The sequence below is a fragment of the Bacteroides sp. 14(A) genome (genome assembly GCF_000526555.1).
In the GTDB taxonomy this organism is placed as follows: Bacteria; Bacteroidota; Bacteroidia; order Bacteroidales; family Bacteroidaceae; genus Bacteroides; species Bacteroides cellulosilyticus.
Genome location: NZ_JAGH01000002.1, coordinates 1,756,519 through 1,775,765, shown reverse-complemented (window position 1 = coordinate 1,775,765; position 19,247 = coordinate 1,756,519). Strand labels below are relative to the sequence as shown.

Sequence of the window (19,247 nt, the reverse complement as noted above, 5' to 3'; positions counted from 1 at the left end):
GGAATCTTTATAAAAACACACATGAAAACAAAATCATTCATCATACCCTTTTTGCTATTCCAAGCTCTTCTCTTTACAGGAAGCAATCTGCTATATGCCATCCCTGCCCGGCCGGGAGTTATCACCGTAACCCAAAGTGACGGTACCCGTCTCAAAATACGCATTTATGGAGATGAATATTACCATTACACTATATCTGAAGAAGGCTATACGCTGACTTCCGGATCTGATGGAGATTATTATTATGCAACCCTTTCACCCAACGGGCAGTTGGCCTCTACCGGTGTCAAAGCACGTCCGATGGGTAAATTAAGCAATTCCGAAAGGCAACAGTTAGGACAAGGATTCACACAAGGACTTCGCCCCCTATCTCCCACAGCCCACAAACAGCAGATGATGCGCAGTGCCCAGAATAAAAGCAACTCTTCCAACACGCGAACAATAAACGGATTCACTCCGCCGGAACGTTTTATAGATAATGGATTTGCTACCACAGGTAAGCAAAAAGGACTTGTATTATTGGCCGAATTTCCGGATGTGCCTTTTACTATAGGTAGCAAAGGACACTTCGAAGATATGCTGAACAGCAAAAATTACAGTGAGAACGGCGCAACAGGCAGTGCATGGCAATACTATTATGACAACAGTAACGGACGTTTCGACCCGGAATTTGTAGTTGTAGGTCCTTATACCCTGCCACACGAACGTAGCTACTACACCGCCAATGATGACGAACTTGCCTACGAAATGGTAGTGGACGTCTGCCGGATGGCCTACGCCAACGGCATTGACTTTGGTCCTTATTCCGAAGCAGGCGTCATGCGTGACGTATTCGTCTTTTACTCCGGTGGCGGTGAAGCGGACGGAAGCGACCCTGAAGGTATTTGGCCTCACCGCTACAGCGTAGCATATAAGGGCACTTACACTTTCGGAGGCAACCGGCTCGCTGGTTACGCCTGTGCCGGAGAACTCTCCAAGTACGAAGATGGAAACAACAAATTCACTTCCATCGGCACGTTCTGTCATGAGTTCGGACACGTTCTGGGATGGCCTGATCTTTATGATACGAATTACACCACCAACGGGCAGGCTGCCGGTCCCGGTACCTATTCGCTGATGGCCAGTGGCAGCTACAACAACGACAGCCGTACTCCACCGGCACTGAGCATTCTGGAACGTTGGATGATAGGTTGGGCAGAGCCTGAAGTTCTGAATACCTCAGGGGAATTCCGCCTGGCTCCCGTCCATCAGGATAAAGGTTATCTGATAGGAACCGATACGGACAATGATTATTTCCTGCTGGAATACCGGGGTACGGGCGACAATGTATGGGATATTCCAGATTATTACAGTTATCACGAAAGCCAGGGCACATCGGGGCTTTTAGTCTATCACATAGATTATACCACACCCTCCAAATGGCTGACGTACAATTCGGTAAATACCATAGCAGGCCACGAGTGCATGAAAGTAGTCTGTTCGTATCCCAATGCGACAAATGCTGTGTATTACTCCCGTTACAGCTTCTTTCCCGGCGTATACAAAGTGACCAGCCTTATGTCCGCTAAACAAAAAGATTTCCGCTCCTGGAAAGGGGGGAACACAAAGGTGAATATATTGGAGATCGCCACGGTTGATGACTATATCTTGCTAACTGTGGATGATACTTACTTCGGTATGTCTGACTATCATGTGCAAGCATACCAATACGATGCCCTTGTGACATGGCAAGACAACATCGGAAAGAAATGGACAGTAACCTGGAAACCGACAGGAAGTACAGAGGTTGCAAGTTCGCAAACAACTACATCAACAGAATGTCATATAAACGGTTTGCAACCCGGCAAGCAATACGAAGTCACTATCCTAAATTCCAACGAAATAGAGCATACACTCTCGGTTACTACCCAACGGAAAGGACTCTACTACCCACGCATCGAGCAGTCGATTCCAGTCAACAGTTCGGAGAATCCCATATTGTTCCATCTGGCGGACTGCGAGGATATAAAGGCCGTAAAATGGTATATAGATGGAAAGGAAAGTAAAAACTACATCAGACCCGAAACCGGAGAACATAGTATCCAGGCAGAAATCACCCGTTCGGACGGCAACAAAGAGTATATTATGCAATATATCACTATCCAATAATAGAAATACTTATGAAAACATTCAAATATATCCTGCTACTGATCAGCGTCTCTTTACTATACGCCTGCTCAAAAGATGAAAATGACCTTTACAAAGAAGAACGTAGCAGCCTGCTATCTTCCACGCAAATAGGAATCTACCAGAACGGGAAAGCATTATTGCTCTTCGACAAGCAGGCACATCAATACTATTGTAATCCCTCACAAAAGCTCTTTCGCATACAGGATGTGCAGGGGAAGCAATACACGGCTCTTCAACTGAATGCCCTTCCCTCGGGGCAAGAAAGGACAGACGGGAAAGTGGAAGGAAACATGGGTATCAAACTCGACGGGATAACACAGTTATATATTCTCCAATCAGACGAACAGTTTGTATGGCTATGGTCGGATGATACATGCATCGGATTCATTTTACCCAACATTGGCCTTTCAGGTTTATAGAAACTGTACTTTTGAAATACCTATATATTGTTATCGTTCACGTTATTTAAAGAAAATATACCGACTTTTAGCGATTGCTGATCGTGCACAGATCCAATAACTTTGCAACTCCAAAAAGTGCATAAATCAATGTCGCGTAAAGTCATATACATAATACTAAGTTACCTCTTGTTCTTCACTACCTGGTGTTCCGCACAATCATTTTACAAATTTAGCGGACAAATACTTGACGCCCAGGAGAAAGAGCCCCTTCCTTTCGCCACTATCCGCATGAAATCCGATGAAGGCAAATTCTACGGAAGTACGAGCGACGAGAACGGCAGGTTCAATATCACCCATATAGAGAGCGGACACTACCATATCACAGTCTCCTATATAGGATATGAGAAACAGGAAAGATCCATCGACCTGACTAATAACATGTCATTGATATTCTCGTTGAAACCGTCTTCCACTGCATTACGAGAAGTGGTAGTGACAGCTTCTGAGTCAAAAGGAATAACCAGCGCCTCGAAAATAGACCGCACGGCAATGGAACATCTGCAACCTACAAGTTTCTCTGACTTGCTGGCACTATTGCCGGGAGGGAAGACCAGCGATCCCAAGATGAACGGCGCCAAAAACATTACCTTGCGCGAGGTAGGCACCAGCAGTTCCAACTACAATACTTCTTCTTTAGGAACCAAGTTCATCATTGATGGTGCTCCCATCAGTACAGATGCCAATATGCAGCGGTTGCTCACTGACCCCAACACGACGTTTGACGCATATAACGCCGTGAATGCCGGCGTAGACATGCGTAACATTTCCACTGATAACATCGAAAGCGTGGAAATCATCCGCGGTATTCCTTCCGTGGAATACAACGACCTGACCAGTGGTGTAGTCATTATCAAGCAAAAGCAGAAAGCCACCCCGGTGGAGGCACGCATCAAAGCAGATCAATACGGTAAACTGTTTTCCATAGGCAAAGGTGTGGAATGGAAAGATCAAAGAACCGTTCTGTCAGCAGATGCAGGGTTTCTCGACTCGTACAATGATCCGCGGGACCGCCTCAACAATTTCAAGCGCATCAATGCATCCGTACGCCTCAACAAAAAGTGGCTGCTTGGAAATGAACATCGCTTGAACTGGACCGCCGGCATCAGTTATTCAGGTAATATAGATAATGTAAAAACCGACCCGGACATACAAACACAACAAGAAGACAATTACAAATCGAGCTATCACTCCGGCCGATGGAACAGTTCGTTAAATTGGATTGCCCCACAGGACAAAGCATTCAAAGGGGTGACACTGGATCTGTCTGCCAACATGTCGTGGGATAAGATAGAACGAAGTAAGTTCATCCAGTTGGATCGCGACCGCACCGTACCCACCCATATGGAAGAAGGTGAATATGACGCTGAAATACTGCCTTATAAATATACTGCTCACGTAACTGTAGATGGAAGGCCTCTAAATTTATATGCCAAGGTAAAAACAAAGTTCGAGTTACAAACGTGGAACGCTACACACCGAATCCAAGTAGGTGCTTCATGGACTTATGCCAAAAATCTAGGAGACGGGCAAGTGTACGACCTAAGCCGCCCACTTAACCCGGGCAGTTCTTATACACGTCCCCGCAAGTACAGTGACATTCCGGCGAGCGAGCAAATTGCACTATTCGTGGAAGATCAGATAGGTATTCCCATAGGTAAGCATCACCTGGAAGTCCAGGCCGGAATAGGTAGCAGCATGCTGCTGAACCTGAACAGCCGGTATGCCCTCAGCGGCAAGCCTTATTTTGATCCGCGCATTAATGCCCAATGGAGTTTCCCTGCAATAGGCATTGGCAATAACGACTTGAATATAAACGTTTCCGGCGGCTTCGGATGGTTGACCAAAACGCCTACGTTGGCGCAATTGTACCCCAACAAGTTGTATATGGACTTCGTACAACTGAATTATTGGAACGCCAATCCGGACTATAAGCGCATGAATCTGCGTACTTACATCGTAGATCCGGTGAACTATAACCTAAAGGCAGCACGTAACTTTAAATGGGAAGTGCGCTTGGGCATGGAATTTCACAGGAACGATTTCTCCATCACTTATTTTCGCGAACGCATGAGTTCCGGTTTCCGTTCGATGGCGAATTATTCCCCTTATTCTTATAAAAAATACGATGCCAGCGGCATAGACGGTTCAGAACTGACAGGACCTCCCTCACTGGAAGGCATGCCTTACTCAGAGGTAAGCGTACTGAACGGATACTCTTACACCGGAAACGGCAGTCTGACGCTGAAAGAAGGTATCGAGTTCCAGTTCGCCTCGGAACGTTTCAAAAAAATAAATTCTAAACTCACCATTAACGGTGCCTGGCTACGTACCAACTACGAGAATAGTCTGCCCATACAGAAATCTGTGTCGAAAGTTATCGGCAATGTCGCCTTGAGCGATATGTATATAGGTCTTTACGAATCGGACGACCGTTATTCCTACGAACAGTTCAACAGCAACTTCATAGTAGACACCTGGTTGGACAAATTGGGAATAAAACTTTCGGCTACCGTAGAGTGCACTTGGTTCTACAGCAAGCAAACTAAAGAGAGAAGCGGTGTGCCCATCTCGTACATAGATGCCACAGGAACCGTGTCGCCATACACGGATGCGGACAAGACGGATACTTATAAACAGCATCTGACACTGAGCTATAATCAGGAACAGTTCGAAAAGAGTACCGACCCGTTCTACATGTATGTCAATTTCAAGGCAACTAAAGACTTCGGCAAGAATCTGTCAATAGCCCTCTTTGCCGACCGCATTCTGGACTATGTGCCCGATTATACCAAAAAAGGATACCTCATCAGAAGAACAGCAGCCAGCCCTTACTTCGGGATGGAACTTAATATAAAACTTTAATATGATAACAAAGAAAAAGAAAATGAAAATGAAACATTACCTTTACGTAGCCTGCATGTTTATTGCAGCCTTGGCATTCACCGCCTGTAGTGACGATGATGACAACAGTGTAAAACTGGCCAATGTAACATTGCATTTCAACGCACCGTCTGAATTGCAGAGTTATAACCCTACAATCGGTATTCAGGAGCTGACCCTGAAGAATATCAATACCGGAGAAACAACTTCTGTTGTGAAACCCGGCACCCGTGCAACTACATCCAATGCCAGTATCACGGTAAGTGTACCCGAGGGCTTATATACCATCAGTATGGAAGGTTCCCTAAGTTATAAGCTGAATGATGAAATGGTATACACAAAAATGCGCGCCTACCAGGAATCTGTGACCTTCACCGAAGCTACTGGCACATCTCCCCTCGACGTAACCGGTTATGTATATAACTCCAGTGAAGAAGGAGGCAATTTCGTTATCGCCGAAATTTTCTTCACCGGTAGCGTTACTCCGGAAGAGAAACAATATACCGGTGACAAATACTTCCGTATTTACAACAACTCCGGCGACACGCTTTGCGCAGACGGATTGACAATCGCCGAATCAGCCTTCATGACTACAAGTAAATATGACTACACACCTGATATCATGAATGAGGCATTCTCCACAAAAGCCATTTATCGTATCCCGTTAGGCGGAAAGATCATGGTTCCTCCCGGCGAATCTTTGCTGTTATGCGATATAGGCATGGATCACACAGTTGCCAACAGTAACTCATTCGACTTGACAAAGGCTGACTTTGAATGGTACGATGTATCCTCAAATCCAAGTTTTGAAGACACGGACACTGAAGTTCCGAACTTGGAAAAGATATACTGTTATACAGCAACCATCTGGGGACCACATAACCGTGGCTTTACCTCGTTTGCACTGGCACGTTTGGGAGATGACGAAAACAACCAACTCAGTAAGGAGGATTATCTGAAAGACTATGCTTACACCTACGAATATAACATGATTATCGGTGGTAACGTCTATCCTATGAGCGGTGACGCCTACAAGATTCCTAACAAATGGATTCTGGATGCTGTGAATCTCAGTGTGGAAAGCGAATACGTATGGAATGTAACATCTCCTGCACTAGATAGAGGCTGGACGTATTGTGGAAAGGTAAATCAGGACAAGACGCGTTATGGCAAAAGTGTACGCCGCAAGGTACTTTCCGGTAAAACATTGCAGGATACAAACGACTCCAGCGTAGACTTCCTGCCTGAACAGCCTGCCGATCCGTATTACAAGTTTCACGAGTAATCACAATTTCTCACTAACAAGATGATCTTACGATTTATATCTTCATTCATCCTCGTTGTAGCGACCGTATCCTCCTTTGCACAAAAGGGGGACACGGTCTTGATTCAGAAACGGGCTTATGAGCGCTCAGCAGTAAGGCAAAATTTCATAATAACGCCTTATCTGAACCCTGCTCTTAACTATTACCGCTACTCCGACTCATACTCTTCACTTTCCATTTCGGGAGACTGGGACAATGAGAGCCGCGCCCTGAACGCACAGGAAGGTGACGGCTGGGGTGGATTCAAGGTAGCAGCCGACTCATATGTCCGCATGTCGGATGCCTCACGCATCTGGGGCAACGCTTACTACCACAACGGAGAGCGAAAGAACGTACAGTGGAACGAGAGTGCAGACTACGATCTCATCTACCCGTACGTAATGGCAGACACCATAGGAGGAGATATAAAATCGGAAACCTACTTCTTCGAAGGCGGATATGCTGCTTCTCACGGACGATGGACATTTGGCGGGGAATTCTCATACCGCGCCCTGCTTGAATACAGGGATGTAGACCCGCGTCCACGTAATTCCATTGCCGATTTGCAGGGAAAAGCTGGTGCTTCTTATCAATTCAATAAACGATATGCCGTGGCTTTGTCCGCTGAAGCCCATAAGTACAAACAAAATGGGGATATCACATATTATAATGAACTGGGAGTATCGAAAACGTTCCATCTCTCCGGCCTGGGAACAAGCTATACGCGTTTCGACGGTACCCGCAATACGGTGAGGTATCAGGGCCATATCTTCGGAGCAGGATTAGATTTGCTGCCAGTAAAAAGTGATGGAGGCTGGACAAGTTCGGTTTCCTACCAACACGCTTTCTATGAAAAGATTCTGCCTGGCGCAAACGATCTCACGCTGAACGAGCTGGACGAGGATCGCTATCAGGGAGAAATAGCCTGGACTTCTGCCACTACCCGGAATCATAGTTGGGGAATAAAGGCAAATGCTGAATTCCGTGACCGGAAAGGTACAGAAATTCTTTATGGAGATGCTGTGAATAGTATTTATCCGCAGATTGCAACCGCTCAACAATTCGGAAGCGAACGACTCTGGAGTAACTTATCGGCTTTTTACGAGCAGGAGCAGACTAAAGTATGGCGCTGGAGCCTGCAACCAGCCGTAGGTTATCACTACAGGAAAGATACCTATAAAAGTCCTTCTAAAAAGGTGGAATACAGTCTGTTCGATACTTCTTTAGCTTTCACTTCTACCTGGAGATGGAAACAGGATATGCTCTTTGTGCGTATTTGGGGAGCACATCAGGAAAAATTAGATGCAACCCTGGATATCGGACAAGTGACACACCCTTATGCAATGACCATCCTGCAACAGAATTTCGATATGCAAAGTTCTGGAAATACCAGTTATGGAATTTCATTACGCTGGTCCAAAAATGTATTCAAAAACATGCTGGCTCACTTAGAAGCGGGTTGGCAACAAGCCAGATATACCAACAGTGAGAAAGGAACCTCCCTTTGGGTAAATATCGGTTTATCTCTCTAAAAAAATTACTAACTAATTAATAAACATCGCAATGAAAACAAGAGTTCTTTTATTCGCAGCCATTGCTGCAACAACATTCACGTTCGTGGCCTGTGGCAACAAGCAAGCTAAAACTAATGAAACAGCCACTGTAGAACAGTCCGGCGCTATGGAAATAGACAGCCTGCTCGCCAATGCAGAAACACTGGCTGACCAAGCCGTTACCATAGAAGGTGTATGTACGCACGCCTGCAAGCATGGTGCCACAAAAATATTCCTAATGGGTAGCGACGACACGCAGATGATTCGTGTGGAAGCCGGTAAATTAGGCTCTTTCGACACCAAATGTGTTAACAGCATTGTCCGCGTAAACGGCACGCTGAAAGAACAACGCGTGGACGAAGCCTACCTGCAACAATGGGAAGCCCAACTAAAAGCTGCCAATGCGGAGAAACATGGTGAAAGCGAAGGTGGATGCAGCAGCGAGAAGAAAGCTCGTGGTGAAACCGCCAATACACCGGAAAAACGTATCGCCGACTTCCGCGCCCAGATAGCCAAAAGACAAGCAGAAAGCGGAAAACCTTATTTGTCATTCTATTATTTGGAAGCCACGGATTATGAAATTCAATAAGGCCGGAATCACTTTACGCAAGTGGAGCCGTGTCATTCATCGTGATCTTTCATTTTTCTTTTCCGGAATGGTATTGATTTATGCCATTTCCGGAATTGTCATGAATCACCGGAACACCATTAATCCGAATTATTCAGTGGAAAGGCAGGAATATGCCATTACTGAAATACTTCCGGTGCAGTCTGACTTCAAGAAGGAAGATGTACTGAAATTGCTGGTACCGCTAGGCGAAGAGGGCAATTACACCAAACATTACTTTCCACAGGAAAACCTAATGAAGGTATTTTTGAAAGGTGGGTCCAGTTTAGTGGTAGAGTTATCCACTCGGCATGCTGTTTATGAGAAGCTGACACGACGCCCACTACTGAGCGCGCTCACAAAGCTGCATTACAACCCCGGTAGTTGGTGGACTCATTTTGCCGACTTATTTGCCGCAGGACTCATTATTATCACCGTCTCCGGTATAATTATGATAAAAGGCCCGAAAGGATTATGGGGACGGGGAGGCATAGAATTAGCAGCAGGCATTATTATCCCCCTTCTTTTTCTTTTTTTATAACCATAACAACAAAAATCAATGGAGAACATCATTGAATGTAATAACCTGACGCATTATTATGGCAAACGGTTAATTTACGAGAACCTCAGTTTCACCGTACCCAAAGGACGTATTCTGGGACTGTTAGGAAAAAATGGTACAGGAAAAACCACTACCATCAATATATTGAGTGGTTATCTCAAACCACGTTCCGGCCAATGTGCCATCTTCGGTCAGGATATTCAGACTATGGCCCCCTCTCTCCGCCGGAACATAGGTCTGCTCATCGAAGGACACGTGCAATATCAGTTCATGACTATTCAGCAAATAGAAAAATTCTATTCGGCTTTTTACCCCAAACAATGGAAAAAGGAAGCTTACTACGAATTAATGAACAAACTGAAAGTGGCGCCGAAACAGCGTATTTCGAGAATGTCCTGCGGACAACGCTCGCAGGTAGCTTTAGGACTAATCCTGGCGCAGAATCCGGAACTACTGGTACTGGATGATTTTTCTCTGGGCTTAGACCCGGGATACCGCCGCCTGTTTGTGGACTACCTGCGCGACTATGCCCGTTCCGAAAACAAAACAGTATTCTTGACTTCACACATCATACAGGATATGGAACGTCTTATAGACGACTGCATCATCATGGATTATGGAAAAATACTGATTCAACAGCCCATAAAAGAATTGCTGGACAACGTACGCCGATATACATGCACGGTTCCCGAAGGATATAAATTGCCGGAAACAGACGTTTTCTACCATCCGTCCGTGATACGCAATACGCTGGAAACTTACTCATTCCTGCAACAGCCGGAAGCGGAAACTCATCTGAAATCGATGCAAACACCCTACAGCAACCTCAAATGCGAGACTGTAAATCTGGAAGACGCCTTCATCGGCCTAACTGGAAAATACTAAATTCACCTAAAAAGATATTGAAGATAAAATGAATGCTATATTTTTTAAAGAATGGATCAAGACACGCTGGTACCTGCTGCTTGCCTGCATTGTAACTCTAGGCTTTGCAGGATATTCGATGTTACGCATCAACCGGGTAGTGGAACTGAAAGGAGCTGCCCATGTCTGGGAAGTCATGCTTTCACGTGATGCTGTGTTTGTGAACCTGCTGGAATATGTGCCTCTGCTGGTCGGTATTCTTCTTGCACTAGTGCAGTTCATTCCCGAGATGTACCATAAGTGCCTGAAACTGACCCTGCATTTACCTTATCCGCAACTAAAAATGATTAACCTCATGCTTCTTTACGGTTTGCTGACATTAGTAATATGCTTTGCTACCAATTATATCCTAATGTTTGTGTATCTACAGGGTATACTCGCTCCTGAACTATATTCACGCATACTACTGACAGCTCTTCCGTGGTATATAGCCGGAATATGCGCCTATCTGCTCATTGCCTGGGTATGTCTGGAACCTACCTGGAAACGCAGAGTACTCAACCTCGTGATAAGCGTTCTGCTACTCCGGGTATTCTTCCTTTCATCCGATCCGGAAGCTTACAACGGTTTCCTTCCATGGTTGACGATTTATAGTCTGCTGACAATCAGCTTTTCTTGGCTTTCTGTTCTACGCTTCAAAGCCGGTAAGCAGGATTAAAATGATGTACATATATTAATAAAGAAAGAAAAATGAAACGTTTTAGTATAATATTCCTCTGTATTACACTAGTGTTGCTGCTCCTGTGGCAGTTACCCTGGTGTTACACCTTTTTTGCAGCTAAACCTTCACGCACGCCTTTTTCCATGTACAGTTGCGTTATAGGTGATTTCTTGTCTATGGGGTATGAAGAAAGCGTCGGACTGATACGCCGGGATCAGTCGGGCAATAATTACACTCAAGAGCAGACAGACAGCATTCTGCCCTTATTCTACGTGCGCCAGTTAATGGCCGATGAACGCTTTCCAGACAGTCTAATGGGGGTTCCCGTAAGTCCGCGTCAAGTACAAATCACGAACTTTAACTTCCGTGTTTCTGCTGCGGATATCAACGCCCCTTCCGTTCCCCTCTACCCTTTACTGGAAAGTATGTCAGGAAGAGTAGACCTGAAGATGCCGGATGACGTATTCCGCATCACCCCCCATGGAATTGAATTTATCGTAATGGAAAATAACACTATAGATCAGGAGAAAAGCAAAGTCTTCACGGAAGTTTTAAAGAAAAAAGAGTTTCGCTTTCCGGCACAGTATGTAGCAGGTAATCCTAGCACCCGCAAAGAGTATGATGAAGGGTACCTGATACTGGATGCCGAAGGAAAACTGTTTCATATGAAGCAAACCCAAGGACGTCCTTATGTACGTGCTATTCCCCTGCCTGAAGGATTAAACGCCAAATATCTATTTATTACAGAGTTTCAGGACCGCAAGACGTTAGGATATATAACGGACGTGAACAACAACTTCTACGTACTGAAGAATAAAACCTATGAAGTAATAAAGACCGGCCTTCCTTCTTATAATCCGGAAACAGATAATTTTTCCATTTTCGGTAATATGTTTGACTGGACCGTATGCGTCACTACGGATACAGCAGAAGAGTATTATGCACTGGATGCGGATGATTATTCACTCATCAAGTCTGTCAGCTTCCCTACGTCAAGCAATGGAATGTCAGGACTTCGTTTCACATCTTATAAAGATAAATTCGTAAAACCACGTTTTTTCTGATAAGAGAATAAAGTTATGAATAGAAATGCATCAAAAGGCTAAATAGTCTTTTGACGCATTTCTATTTTATGGTAAGCTCTTTCTTATATCATCTGAAAGCCTTGCCAGAGATTCGTCGGTGGTACAGGTGCCTCCACTTCAATCATTTCTTTAGATACCGGATGCACAAAACTGATATGCCGTGCATGCAGGCAAATACTTCCATCCGGATTGGAACGGGCAAAGCCATACTTCAAATCTCCCTTGATAGGACATCCCATCTTTGCCAACTGGCATCGTATCTGATGATGTCGCCCAGTCTTCAGGTCTACTTCCAGCAGAAAGTAATTATCCGACTTACCTATCAACCGATAGTGCAGGATAGCCTTTTTACTCTTCGGCACTTCTTTATCATAAGCATAACTCTTATTCTGCTTCTCATTGCGCACCAGATAGTTCACCAATTCTCCTTCCGGCTCCTTCGGGGCATTCTTTACGATAGCCCAGTAAGTCTTCCTCACCTCACTGGTTTTGAACATTTCATTGAGGCGGGACAACGCCTTGCTGGTCTTGGCAAATACAACAAGACCGCTTACGGGGCGGTCCAGCCGGTGGGTAACACCGATGAAGACATTACCGGGTTTCTGGTATTTCTCCTTCAGATACTGCTTTACGGTTTCCGAAAGCGGCGTATCCCCCGTCTTGTCTCCCTGAACGATCTCGGAAGCGGTCTTGTTGACTATAATGATATGATTGTCCTCGTATACGACAGTCATACGCTTTCTTACATATTCATACCACCATCTACCTGAATCACCTGTCCTGATACATAAGAAGACATATCAGAAGCTAGGAAGGTAGCAATGTTTGCCACGTCTTCGGGAGTACCGCCGCGACGCAAAGGAATCTTCTTTGCCCATTCAGCTCTTACCTCGTCAGACAATGCAGCAGTCATATCGGTCAGGATAAAACCCGGAGCGATAGCGTTGGCACGGATACCGCGAGAACCTAATTCCTGTGCGATAGATTTAGCCAGAGCGATCATACCAGCTTTGGAAGCTGCGTAGTTGGCTTGTCCGGCATTACCGTGAACACCTACTACAGAAGCCATATTAATAATGCTACCAGCTTTCTGGCGCATCATGATCGGAGTACAAGCATGAACGAAATTGAAAGCGGATTTCAAGTTAACGTTGATAACCATATCCCATTGTTGCTCGCTCATACGCATCATCAGACCGTCACGGGTGATACCTGCATTGTTTACCAAAATATCGATGCGGCCAAAGTCTGCATGAATAGCTTCTACCACCTTGGCAGTATCTTCAAAATTAGCAGCATTTGAAGCATAACCTTTAGCTTTCACGCCCATTGCTTCAATTTCTTTTGCCGTATTCTCTGCATTTTCATCAATCACCAGGTCAGTGAATGCGATATTTGCTCCTTCAGAAGCGAACTTTAATGCGATAGCCTTACCGATACCGCGTGCAGCACCAGTTACAATGGCTGTTTTTCCATCTAATAATCCCATACTTTTTTAATTATTGATTAAAGTTATTCTTTTCTACGCAGTGCCCCGAACACGATGTTCTCAACGTATTGTCCACGTGTTTCATCCGTCAGTTTAGCACCTATATGCCCACGTATGTAAGGCACTTCAATACCTTTCACACTATAATGCACCAATTCGGCAGTCATGTCGATATCGTCAACCTGAAACACCCCTTTCTCCACGCCTTCACGAAGCACATCCTTGAAAAGCTGTATTTCTTTGGCATCAAAACGTTTGCGCACCTTCTCTACCCGCCATATATCACGGAAAAAGGTAGCACGGAGTGTTCCGTTCCGGTACACTACCTCTTTCACGGCATCCAGGCGGGTATAAATCATTTCGATGATCTTCTGATCGGGCGAGATGTCTTTCTCTACTACCCGCTTCATTATATCCGAAAGGATGTCCAGCTCCGATTCGACAACAGCCATATAGATATCTTCCTTACTTTTAAAATAGGTATAAAGCGTTCTTCTACCTTTTTTAGAAGCAAGAGCGATATCGTTCATTGTGGTATTCTCAACCCCCATCTTTGCAAATAGCTGACGGGCTACATCCACTAATTTAGCTTTTGTCTTCGATACGGCCATATTAATAATTGCACATTGCTTAATAATTTGAGCAAAAGTAAAACATTTCTGCATACCACACAAGAAAACGCACATTTTATTAACATTTGGTCACAGGGAGAGGATAAAAAAAGTATATCTGTTATAACACTACTTATCAATAAGTTAGTCCGTTTATTACATTTTTTAGCAAAAATAATATGGCTTTTATTTGTTTGTTCAATAAAAAGCCGTACCTTTGCACCCGTTAAACATCGCGGAGTGGAGCAGTTGGTAGCTCGTTGGGCTCATAACCCAAAGGTCATTCGTTCGAGTCGGATCTCCGCAACTAAATAAAAAAGACCGTTTTTCAACGGTCTTTTTTCGTATCCTGACAATATCTATTATTATTTCACAACTACTGTTGCAGCTTCCTTCAGTTTTATATCCAATGAAGCGTCTTTAGATTGAGGCATCCAAACTACCTGACGACATTCGCCATTCTCCAAAGTACATCTTTGATCACCATGAGCATACAGATACTCCGTATCAACATGGAAAGAACTTGCGTTCACGTTCCAACTACGTATCCCGTTCAGATGCAGATGCAAATTATCCGCTTTACCGGTATTAAACAACCACGCACCATTCTGGACTGTTAAAGCTCTAAAGTTGCAGTCGTTTATGGTAGCATAATCTTGCACCACCAAAGACAATGAATCACGGGTCACACCTTCAACAGTCATTTTCTGGGCTTCAAGACTGGTCTGCAAGGACTGGACATGATCCGGCAAAGCTATAATCATCTCCTCGGAGCGTAAATTAAGCCAATACAAGTCCTGATATTTCTTTTCAAGCTTATCATTAGGAAAATCAAATACGATACGTAACGTATCTCCAGCTGAATTCATCGTCATAAATTCATCCATACCGGAAGCATAAGTGAAAGATCCTTGTCCAGCTTCACCAGAAGTAATTTTCAAAGGAAGCTCTCCAAATGCCGGCATTCTTATCCCCTTTTCTTCGCCCTCACCCGTAGCGATGATATTTCTAACCGCCACCATCTGTATAACTCTGCACTGCGGTAATTGAACAGTCTTCTTTTCTCCTTTAATATCCAGGAAAATATTATCCCAACCTGTAACTTGCGTAGAGGCGTAGAATATGCCAGCGCACACCACAACCAATCCGGTAAGCAACATTCCAAATATTATATAAGTTGTTCGTTTCATAATCTTCTTCTTTATTTTTGTTTCTTACTAAATTCCCGGTACATAGCCGACATATCTTCTGCCGAAATACCAAGGGTATACATCTGCTTGAAGAAATAATCTACTTCTTCTTTGAGAAAATACTCTTTACGCAATGAAAGGATTAACGCACGAGCACCGGAAGCGACGAAATAACCGATACCACGTTTGTTATAGATAACTTCCTGCGATTGCAGATAATCGTACGAGCGCATCACCGTATTAGCGTTCACCTCTACCACAGCTGCATATTCTCTGACGGATGGTATGCGCTCCTCTTCCCGATATTGCCCGAGAAGCACTTCGTCACAAATGCGATCTGCTATTTGAAGATAGATGGCTTTACTTTCTTTAAAATTCATACTTACCAGCGGTTAATGATTTCAGACTCTTTGAAACGGAAATAGGCAACTATCCAGTTAAAGACAGCCATTGCGAAAAAGACGGCTGTTGACAGATGCATCATAGCTTCATCCGACATCGTTTGATGTACTCCATAACCACCACGTCCTTCAAACAAGATTTTCGCTAATAGCGACCCTATTGCTACATAAACTATGATGATAACAATGACAGCTGAGAATGTCTTAACAAATGAATTTCTTGGCCAGATACTGCTACCCAATACAAATATAGACTGAGCAAAAAAGTATCCGCTTAATGCCATCAGAAGACCATCCCAAGTTTGGAGACCTGTCCAATAGTATCCGGAATTCCCCAAATAGGAAAGCGGAGCGGAAGCAATAACACCTTTCAATTCCGGGTAACTTACCATGTAGATCATCACACGTGTCCAGTCAGCCAATTTAAAAGCAATCAGGAACACAATGAGAAAACCGAAAGTAAATACCAACCAGCGAGAGAGAAACTTCTCAAACATCGTTGCAGGTGTCATCAACACTGCTATTCGGTTGGTTTTAGTCTTCATCCGTTCCATAACGAACGAAGCACTCAGTAAACCCATAATAACCATAGCCCAAAGAAAAATAGTCAATTCAAAGTACCAGATAGGATCTTGCTCCACCCCTCTGTCAATCATTCCTTGAGGATAATTGTACCGAAAATATCCGTTCCATACGAAAGCAATTGCCATTATACCGTACATCATTACGAAGCGGAGCAAATTTGCCTTCCAACTCTCCACCATTTCTTTGCGACATAAGTTCACAAAACGGGGCGCACTAAAAAAGGTATCGCGTATCATTGTTCATTCTGTTTAGAGTGAAACATTCCTTTTATCTTCTCAGGGTCCGTAAGCGCGGCACCGAACAACAATTCAAGATTGATCTCCGACTCTTCATCATCCGTATTCGGCAACATCAGGAAATTGCCCTGTATGGAAGGAAGCGTGTAAATCGCTACTTCTGCCAATTCGCGGTCATCGCTTTCAACGAAAAGAAACTTACTACAGATGTTGGCAGTGGATGCGTCAAGCAAAACATTACTGTTATCCATAATCACCACATGATCCAGTATCTTATCAATATCCCGCACCTGGTGGGTAGAGATAATAATGGTTCTGTCGTCCGACATGCCCGAAGCTATAAATTTACGGAACTGGCTCTTACCCGGAATATCAAGACCATTGGTCGGTTCGTCCATAATCAGCAGTGAGGTGTGGGTAGCTAATGCAAAGCTCATAAAAACTTTCTTCTTCTGCCCCATCGACAAGGCTCCCAGGTCAATATCCTGCTCCATTTCAAAATAATGCAGGTATTTTACCATGTCTTCCTTACTGAAACGGGGATAGAACTGACTGTTCAACTCCACGTAGCTGACTAAAGATATAGGAGGTAATTCAAATTCTTCGGGAACCAGGAACATATCCTGTAGTGTGATTGGCAACCGACGGCGTACATCGGTATCATGATACATTATTTTCCCACTCTTAGGAGTAAGCAAACCGCTCATCAGATAAAGCAGTGTAGATTTGCCGGCACCGTTCTTTCCCAGTAACCCGTATACCCTACCCCTCTCTAACGAGAGCGAAAAATCGTGCAGGACTTCTTTTTTACCCCGACGATAACTGAACGAAATGTTTTCTACCTGTAGCATACTTATATGTTTTTATAGGTGGCAAGGAAACAAGATACAAGGAGAAGGCCTTGTCAACTAGTATCTGATACCTTGTTAATTTCAATATTAGTGTATTAGTTTATTAGTACACCGCAAAGGTAGAGAATCTTTTTAATAATCCAAGCGTTTACAGAAAAAAACATAAAAAAAGGAGGAGCTAAGAATCACTCTCCACTCCTCCCGACACGACAAACAACTAAAATTGTTGCTATTTGATGCCTTCCAACGCCTTTTTGGCAGTAGCATTGGCGGGGTCTATAGCCAGAATTTTATTCCAGAACTCTTTCGAAGCAGGATAGTCGCTCTTCAACAGATAGTAGTAGCCCAGATAACTGTAGCACTCTATCAACGCAGAGTTATACTTCGGTTCATTTTTACTCAGTAGCATGTCCATTACCTTTTCGTAATAAGGTTTCGCCAGCCCGTCAGTAGTTTCGGGGTCCATGGCAGAATTGGTCCGGGCACGCCACATTTCTCCCAGATAACTGTCGGGAGCTTGTTCGGAAACAAGGGTGAACACAGAGTCAGCAGACTGCAATGCCAGTTTACGGTCGGCAGGCTGCACGGCGAGCGAATCCGAAGATGTGCCCTGTCCGTAATAAAGACGTCCTAACTGGAATAATGTTTCAGGAGTCTTCTTTTCTTTGGCTAATGCATCGTAATATTTGCGGTAAGCAGCAATAGCCTCTGCATAATTATTGTTCATTTCATGGGCATCGGATATTTCACGCCACAAGTCCACTTGTGTATCATCTTTATCCAATGCCTTGCCATATTCTATAATAGCTTTATCATATTTCTTCAATGCACTCAGTAAAGCGCCATAATAGCGGTAATCTAAATAAGAATAGTCTGCACGGTCCGAAGCATTGAAGAAAGCATCGGCAGCCTTCTCGGCATCTTCATAGCGTTTCAGGTCCGTATTGTTATACATGACAAGGCGGTTGAAAGCAGCGTGGCGTGCATTCTTCTGCAAACCTTTCTGTGCAACCTGCAATGATTTCTCGAAATCATGATTCAGGAATAGGGCAAAAGCATATTTCAGCATATCATCTTCCGTAGCAAGAGGCGTGTCGATGAATTTCGCATACATCTCGGCAGCTTTGCCAAAACGATTGCCGGAATAATATACCTCAGCCAGTTCCCTGTCAGCTTCCAGACAGTTCGGATCTACAGCTTTGAGCTGCTCCAACTTTTCAATGGCCTGTGTAGGGCTGGCAGACTTATAAGCCTGCGCATACTTCAGGTAGGCTTCCTTGCAATTCGGATCGAAATAGATGGCTTGCTCATAAAGTTGGCAAGCTTGTCCAATATTCTTTTGTGCAAGGGCAATATCACCCTCCAATACAGACACTTTGGGATCTTTGTTATTGGCTTTCTTTGCCATAGCCAGATATTCCTGAGCTTCGGTGATCTTTCCGGCGTCCAGATAAACATGGGCTACGGAAGTCACAAGATCCACATTCTTTTTATTCTTCCCTTTCAGTAACTCCCCAGCCTCCTCAGAAGCTTGCGCGGGATTGGACTGAATCAAGTTTTTTACTTTATCTACCCCAGCCTGCCATTCGGGTACAGGCGTTTGTGCGGAAAGTGTGCCGGCCAACAGCAACGCTCCCATACTAAGAACTAACATCGTTTTCATAATAGCACTCATTTT

General features: G+C 44.3%; 18 protein-coding genes and 1 tRNA gene. 11 read left to right on the top strand and 8 right to left on the bottom strand.

The window, feature by feature from the left end:
• Positions 1–21 precede the first annotated feature (21 nt).
• From K429_RS0114050 to K429_RS0114005, 10 genes are all read left to right on the top strand, one after another.
• Complete coding sequence (locus tag K429_RS0114050) at positions 22–2,148, top strand: M6 family metalloprotease domain-containing protein (RefSeq protein ID WP_026367276.1); 2,127 nt, start codon at positions 22–24, stop codon at positions 2,146–2,148.
• Positions 2,149–2,159: 11 nt separating this feature from the next.
• On the top strand, positions 2,160–2,588 hold the full coding sequence (locus K429_RS0114045; protein ID WP_026367275.1) for a hypothetical protein: 429 nt from the start codon (positions 2,160–2,162) through the stop codon (positions 2,586–2,588).
• Between the two features lie 129 nt (positions 2,589–2,717).
• Positions 2,718–5,492, top strand: coding sequence for a TonB-dependent receptor (locus K429_RS0114040; protein ID WP_007219764.1), 2,775 nt, complete (start codon positions 2,718–2,720; stop codon positions 5,490–5,492).
• Positions 5,493–5,520: 28 nt separating this feature from the next.
• Positions 5,521–6,795 (top strand): DUF4876 domain-containing protein, encoded by a 1,275-nt coding sequence (locus tag K429_RS0114035; RefSeq protein ID WP_226810617.1) that lies wholly within the window; start codon positions 5,521–5,523, stop codon positions 6,793–6,795.
• A 21-nt stretch (positions 6,796–6,816) separates the two neighbouring features.
• Positions 6,817–8,346 carry a DUF6850 family outer membrane beta-barrel protein gene (locus K429_RS0114030; RefSeq protein ID WP_026367273.1) on the top strand — a complete coding sequence of 510 codons (1,530 nt, stop codon included), beginning with the start codon at positions 6,817–6,819 and terminating at the stop codon, positions 8,344–8,346.
• Between the two features lie 31 nt (positions 8,347–8,377).
• Positions 8,378–8,956 carry a hypothetical protein gene (locus K429_RS0114025; RefSeq protein WP_026367272.1) on the top strand — a complete coding sequence of 193 codons (579 nt, stop codon included), beginning with the start codon at positions 8,378–8,380 and terminating at the stop codon, positions 8,954–8,956.
• On the top strand, positions 8,943–9,515 hold the full coding sequence (locus K429_RS0114020; protein ID WP_026367271.1) for a PepSY-associated TM helix domain-containing protein: 573 nt from the start codon (positions 8,943–8,945) through the stop codon (positions 9,513–9,515). The genes K429_RS0114025 and K429_RS0114020 overlap by 14 nt, the downstream gene beginning before the upstream one ends.
• Before the next feature lie 18 nt (positions 9,516–9,533).
• Positions 9,534–10,421, top strand: a complete 888-nt coding sequence (locus K429_RS0114015; RefSeq protein ID WP_007209583.1) for an ABC transporter ATP-binding protein — start codon at positions 9,534–9,536, stop codon at positions 10,419–10,421.
• A 28-nt stretch (positions 10,422–10,449) separates the two neighbouring features.
• Entirely contained in the window at positions 10,450–11,118 is a 669-nt protein-coding gene (locus K429_RS0114010; RefSeq protein ID WP_007209582.1) for a hypothetical protein, read from the top strand.
• A gap of 32 nt (positions 11,119–11,150) precedes the next feature.
• Positions 11,151–12,185: a DUF4857 domain-containing protein gene (locus K429_RS0114005; protein ID WP_007219759.1), complete on the top strand. Its 1,035-nt coding sequence runs from the start codon at positions 11,151–11,153 to the stop codon at positions 12,183–12,185.
• 83 nt (positions 12,186–12,268) lie between these two features.
• Here the strand turns inward: K429_RS0114005 and K429_RS0114000 are convergent, their stop codons facing one another.
• From K429_RS0114000 to K429_RS0113990, 3 genes are read right to left on the bottom strand one after another with little or no spacing between them, the layout of a single operon-like run.
• A complete protein-coding gene (locus K429_RS0114000; protein ID WP_007209580.1) occupies positions 12,269–12,940 on the bottom strand; it encodes an RluA family pseudouridine synthase in 672 nt (223 codons plus the stop codon).
• 8 nt (positions 12,941–12,948) lie between these two features.
• Positions 12,949–13,695, bottom strand: a complete 747-nt coding sequence (fabG, locus tag K429_RS0113995; protein ID WP_007209579.1) for a 3-oxoacyl-[acyl-carrier-protein] reductase — start codon at positions 13,693–13,695, stop codon at positions 12,949–12,951.
• Positions 13,696–13,718: 23 nt separating this feature from the next.
• Positions 13,719–14,306, bottom strand: a complete 588-nt coding sequence (locus tag K429_RS0113990; protein ID WP_026367270.1) for a TetR/AcrR family transcriptional regulator — start codon at positions 14,304–14,306, stop codon at positions 13,719–13,721.
• A 234-nt stretch (positions 14,307–14,540) separates the two neighbouring features.
• On the opposite strand from K429_RS0113990, the gene K429_RS0113985 reads away from it, so the two are divergent.
• A tRNA-Met gene (locus K429_RS0113985) sits at positions 14,541–14,613 on the top strand.
• A gap of 58 nt (positions 14,614–14,671) precedes the next feature.
• Here K429_RS0113985 and K429_RS0113980 read toward each other — a convergent pair.
• The 5 genes from K429_RS0113980 to K429_RS0113960 form a co-directional block, all read right to left on the bottom strand.
• Entirely contained in the window at positions 14,672–15,496 is an 825-nt protein-coding gene (locus K429_RS0113980; protein WP_026367269.1) for a hypothetical protein, read from the bottom strand.
• Between the two features lie 11 nt (positions 15,497–15,507).
• Positions 15,508–15,876 (bottom strand): GntR family transcriptional regulator, encoded by a 369-nt coding sequence (locus K429_RS0113975; RefSeq protein WP_007209418.1) that lies wholly within the window; start codon positions 15,874–15,876, stop codon positions 15,508–15,510.
• Positions 15,877–15,878: 2 nt separating this feature from the next.
• Positions 15,879–16,718, bottom strand: a complete 840-nt coding sequence (locus K429_RS0113970) for a hypothetical protein (protein WP_026367268.1) — start codon at positions 16,716–16,718, stop codon at positions 15,879–15,881.
• Entirely contained in the window at positions 16,715–17,569 is an 855-nt protein-coding gene (locus K429_RS0113965; RefSeq protein ID WP_026367267.1) for an ATP-binding cassette domain-containing protein, read from the bottom strand. The genes K429_RS0113970 and K429_RS0113965 overlap by 4 nt, the downstream gene beginning before the upstream one ends.
• Before the next feature lie 229 nt (positions 17,570–17,798).
• Positions 17,799–19,244 (bottom strand): tetratricopeptide repeat protein, encoded by a 1,446-nt coding sequence (locus K429_RS0113960; protein ID WP_007209415.1) that lies wholly within the window; start codon positions 19,242–19,244, stop codon positions 17,799–17,801.
• Positions 19,245–19,247 lie beyond the last annotated feature (3 nt).

What these genes read in the sequence shown, in the direction of transcription:
- K429_RS0114050 (WP_026367276.1), top strand. Translation starts at nt 22, where the DNA reads ATGAAAACAAAATCATTCATCATACCCTTTTTGCTATTCCAAGCTCTT.
- K429_RS0114045 (WP_026367275.1), top strand. Translation starts at nt 2,160, where the DNA reads ATGAAAACATTCAAATATATCCTGCTACTGATCAGCGTCTCTTTACTA.
- K429_RS0114040 (WP_007219764.1), top strand. Translation starts at nt 2,718, where the DNA reads ATGTCGCGTAAAGTCATATACATAATACTAAGTTACCTCTTGTTCTTC.
- K429_RS0114035 (WP_226810617.1), top strand. Translation starts at nt 5,521, where the DNA reads ATGAAACATTACCTTTACGTAGCCTGCATGTTTATTGCAGCCTTGGCA.
- K429_RS0114030 (WP_026367273.1), top strand. Translation starts at nt 6,817, where the DNA reads ATGATCTTACGATTTATATCTTCATTCATCCTCGTTGTAGCGACCGTA.
- K429_RS0114025 (WP_026367272.1), top strand. Translation starts at nt 8,378, where the DNA reads ATGAAAACAAGAGTTCTTTTATTCGCAGCCATTGCTGCAACAACATTC.
- K429_RS0114020 (WP_026367271.1), top strand. Translation starts at nt 8,943, where the DNA reads ATGAAATTCAATAAGGCCGGAATCACTTTACGCAAGTGGAGCCGTGTC.
- K429_RS0114015 (WP_007209583.1), top strand. Translation starts at nt 9,534, where the DNA reads ATGGAGAACATCATTGAATGTAATAACCTGACGCATTATTATGGCAAA.
- K429_RS0114010 (WP_007209582.1), top strand. Translation starts at nt 10,450, where the DNA reads ATGAATGCTATATTTTTTAAAGAATGGATCAAGACACGCTGGTACCTG.
- K429_RS0114005 (WP_007219759.1), top strand. Translation starts at nt 11,151, where the DNA reads ATGAAACGTTTTAGTATAATATTCCTCTGTATTACACTAGTGTTGCTG.
- K429_RS0114000 (WP_007209580.1), bottom strand. Translation starts at nt 12,940, where the DNA reads ATGACTGTCGTATACGAGGACAATCATATCATTATAGTCAACAAGACC.
- fabG (WP_007209579.1), bottom strand. Translation starts at nt 13,695, where the DNA reads ATGGGATTATTAGATGGAAAAACAGCCATTGTAACTGGTGCTGCACGC.
- K429_RS0113990 (WP_026367270.1), bottom strand. Translation starts at nt 14,306, where the DNA reads ATGGCCGTATCGAAGACAAAAGCTAAATTAGTGGATGTAGCCCGTCAG.
- K429_RS0113980 (WP_026367269.1), bottom strand. Translation starts at nt 15,496, where the DNA reads ATGAAACGAACAACTTATATAATATTTGGAATGTTGCTTACCGGATTG.
- K429_RS0113975 (WP_007209418.1), bottom strand. Translation starts at nt 15,876, where the DNA reads ATGAATTTTAAAGAAAGTAAAGCCATCTATCTTCAAATAGCAGATCGC.
- K429_RS0113970 (WP_026367268.1), bottom strand. Translation starts at nt 16,718, where the DNA reads ATGATACGCGATACCTTTTTTAGTGCGCCCCGTTTTGTGAACTTATGT.
- K429_RS0113965 (WP_026367267.1), bottom strand. Translation starts at nt 17,569, where the DNA reads ATGCTACAGGTAGAAAACATTTCGTTCAGTTATCGTCGGGGTAAAAAA.
- K429_RS0113960 (WP_007209415.1), bottom strand. Translation starts at nt 19,244, where the DNA reads ATGAGTGCTATTATGAAAACGATGTTAGTTCTTAGTATGGGAGCGTTG.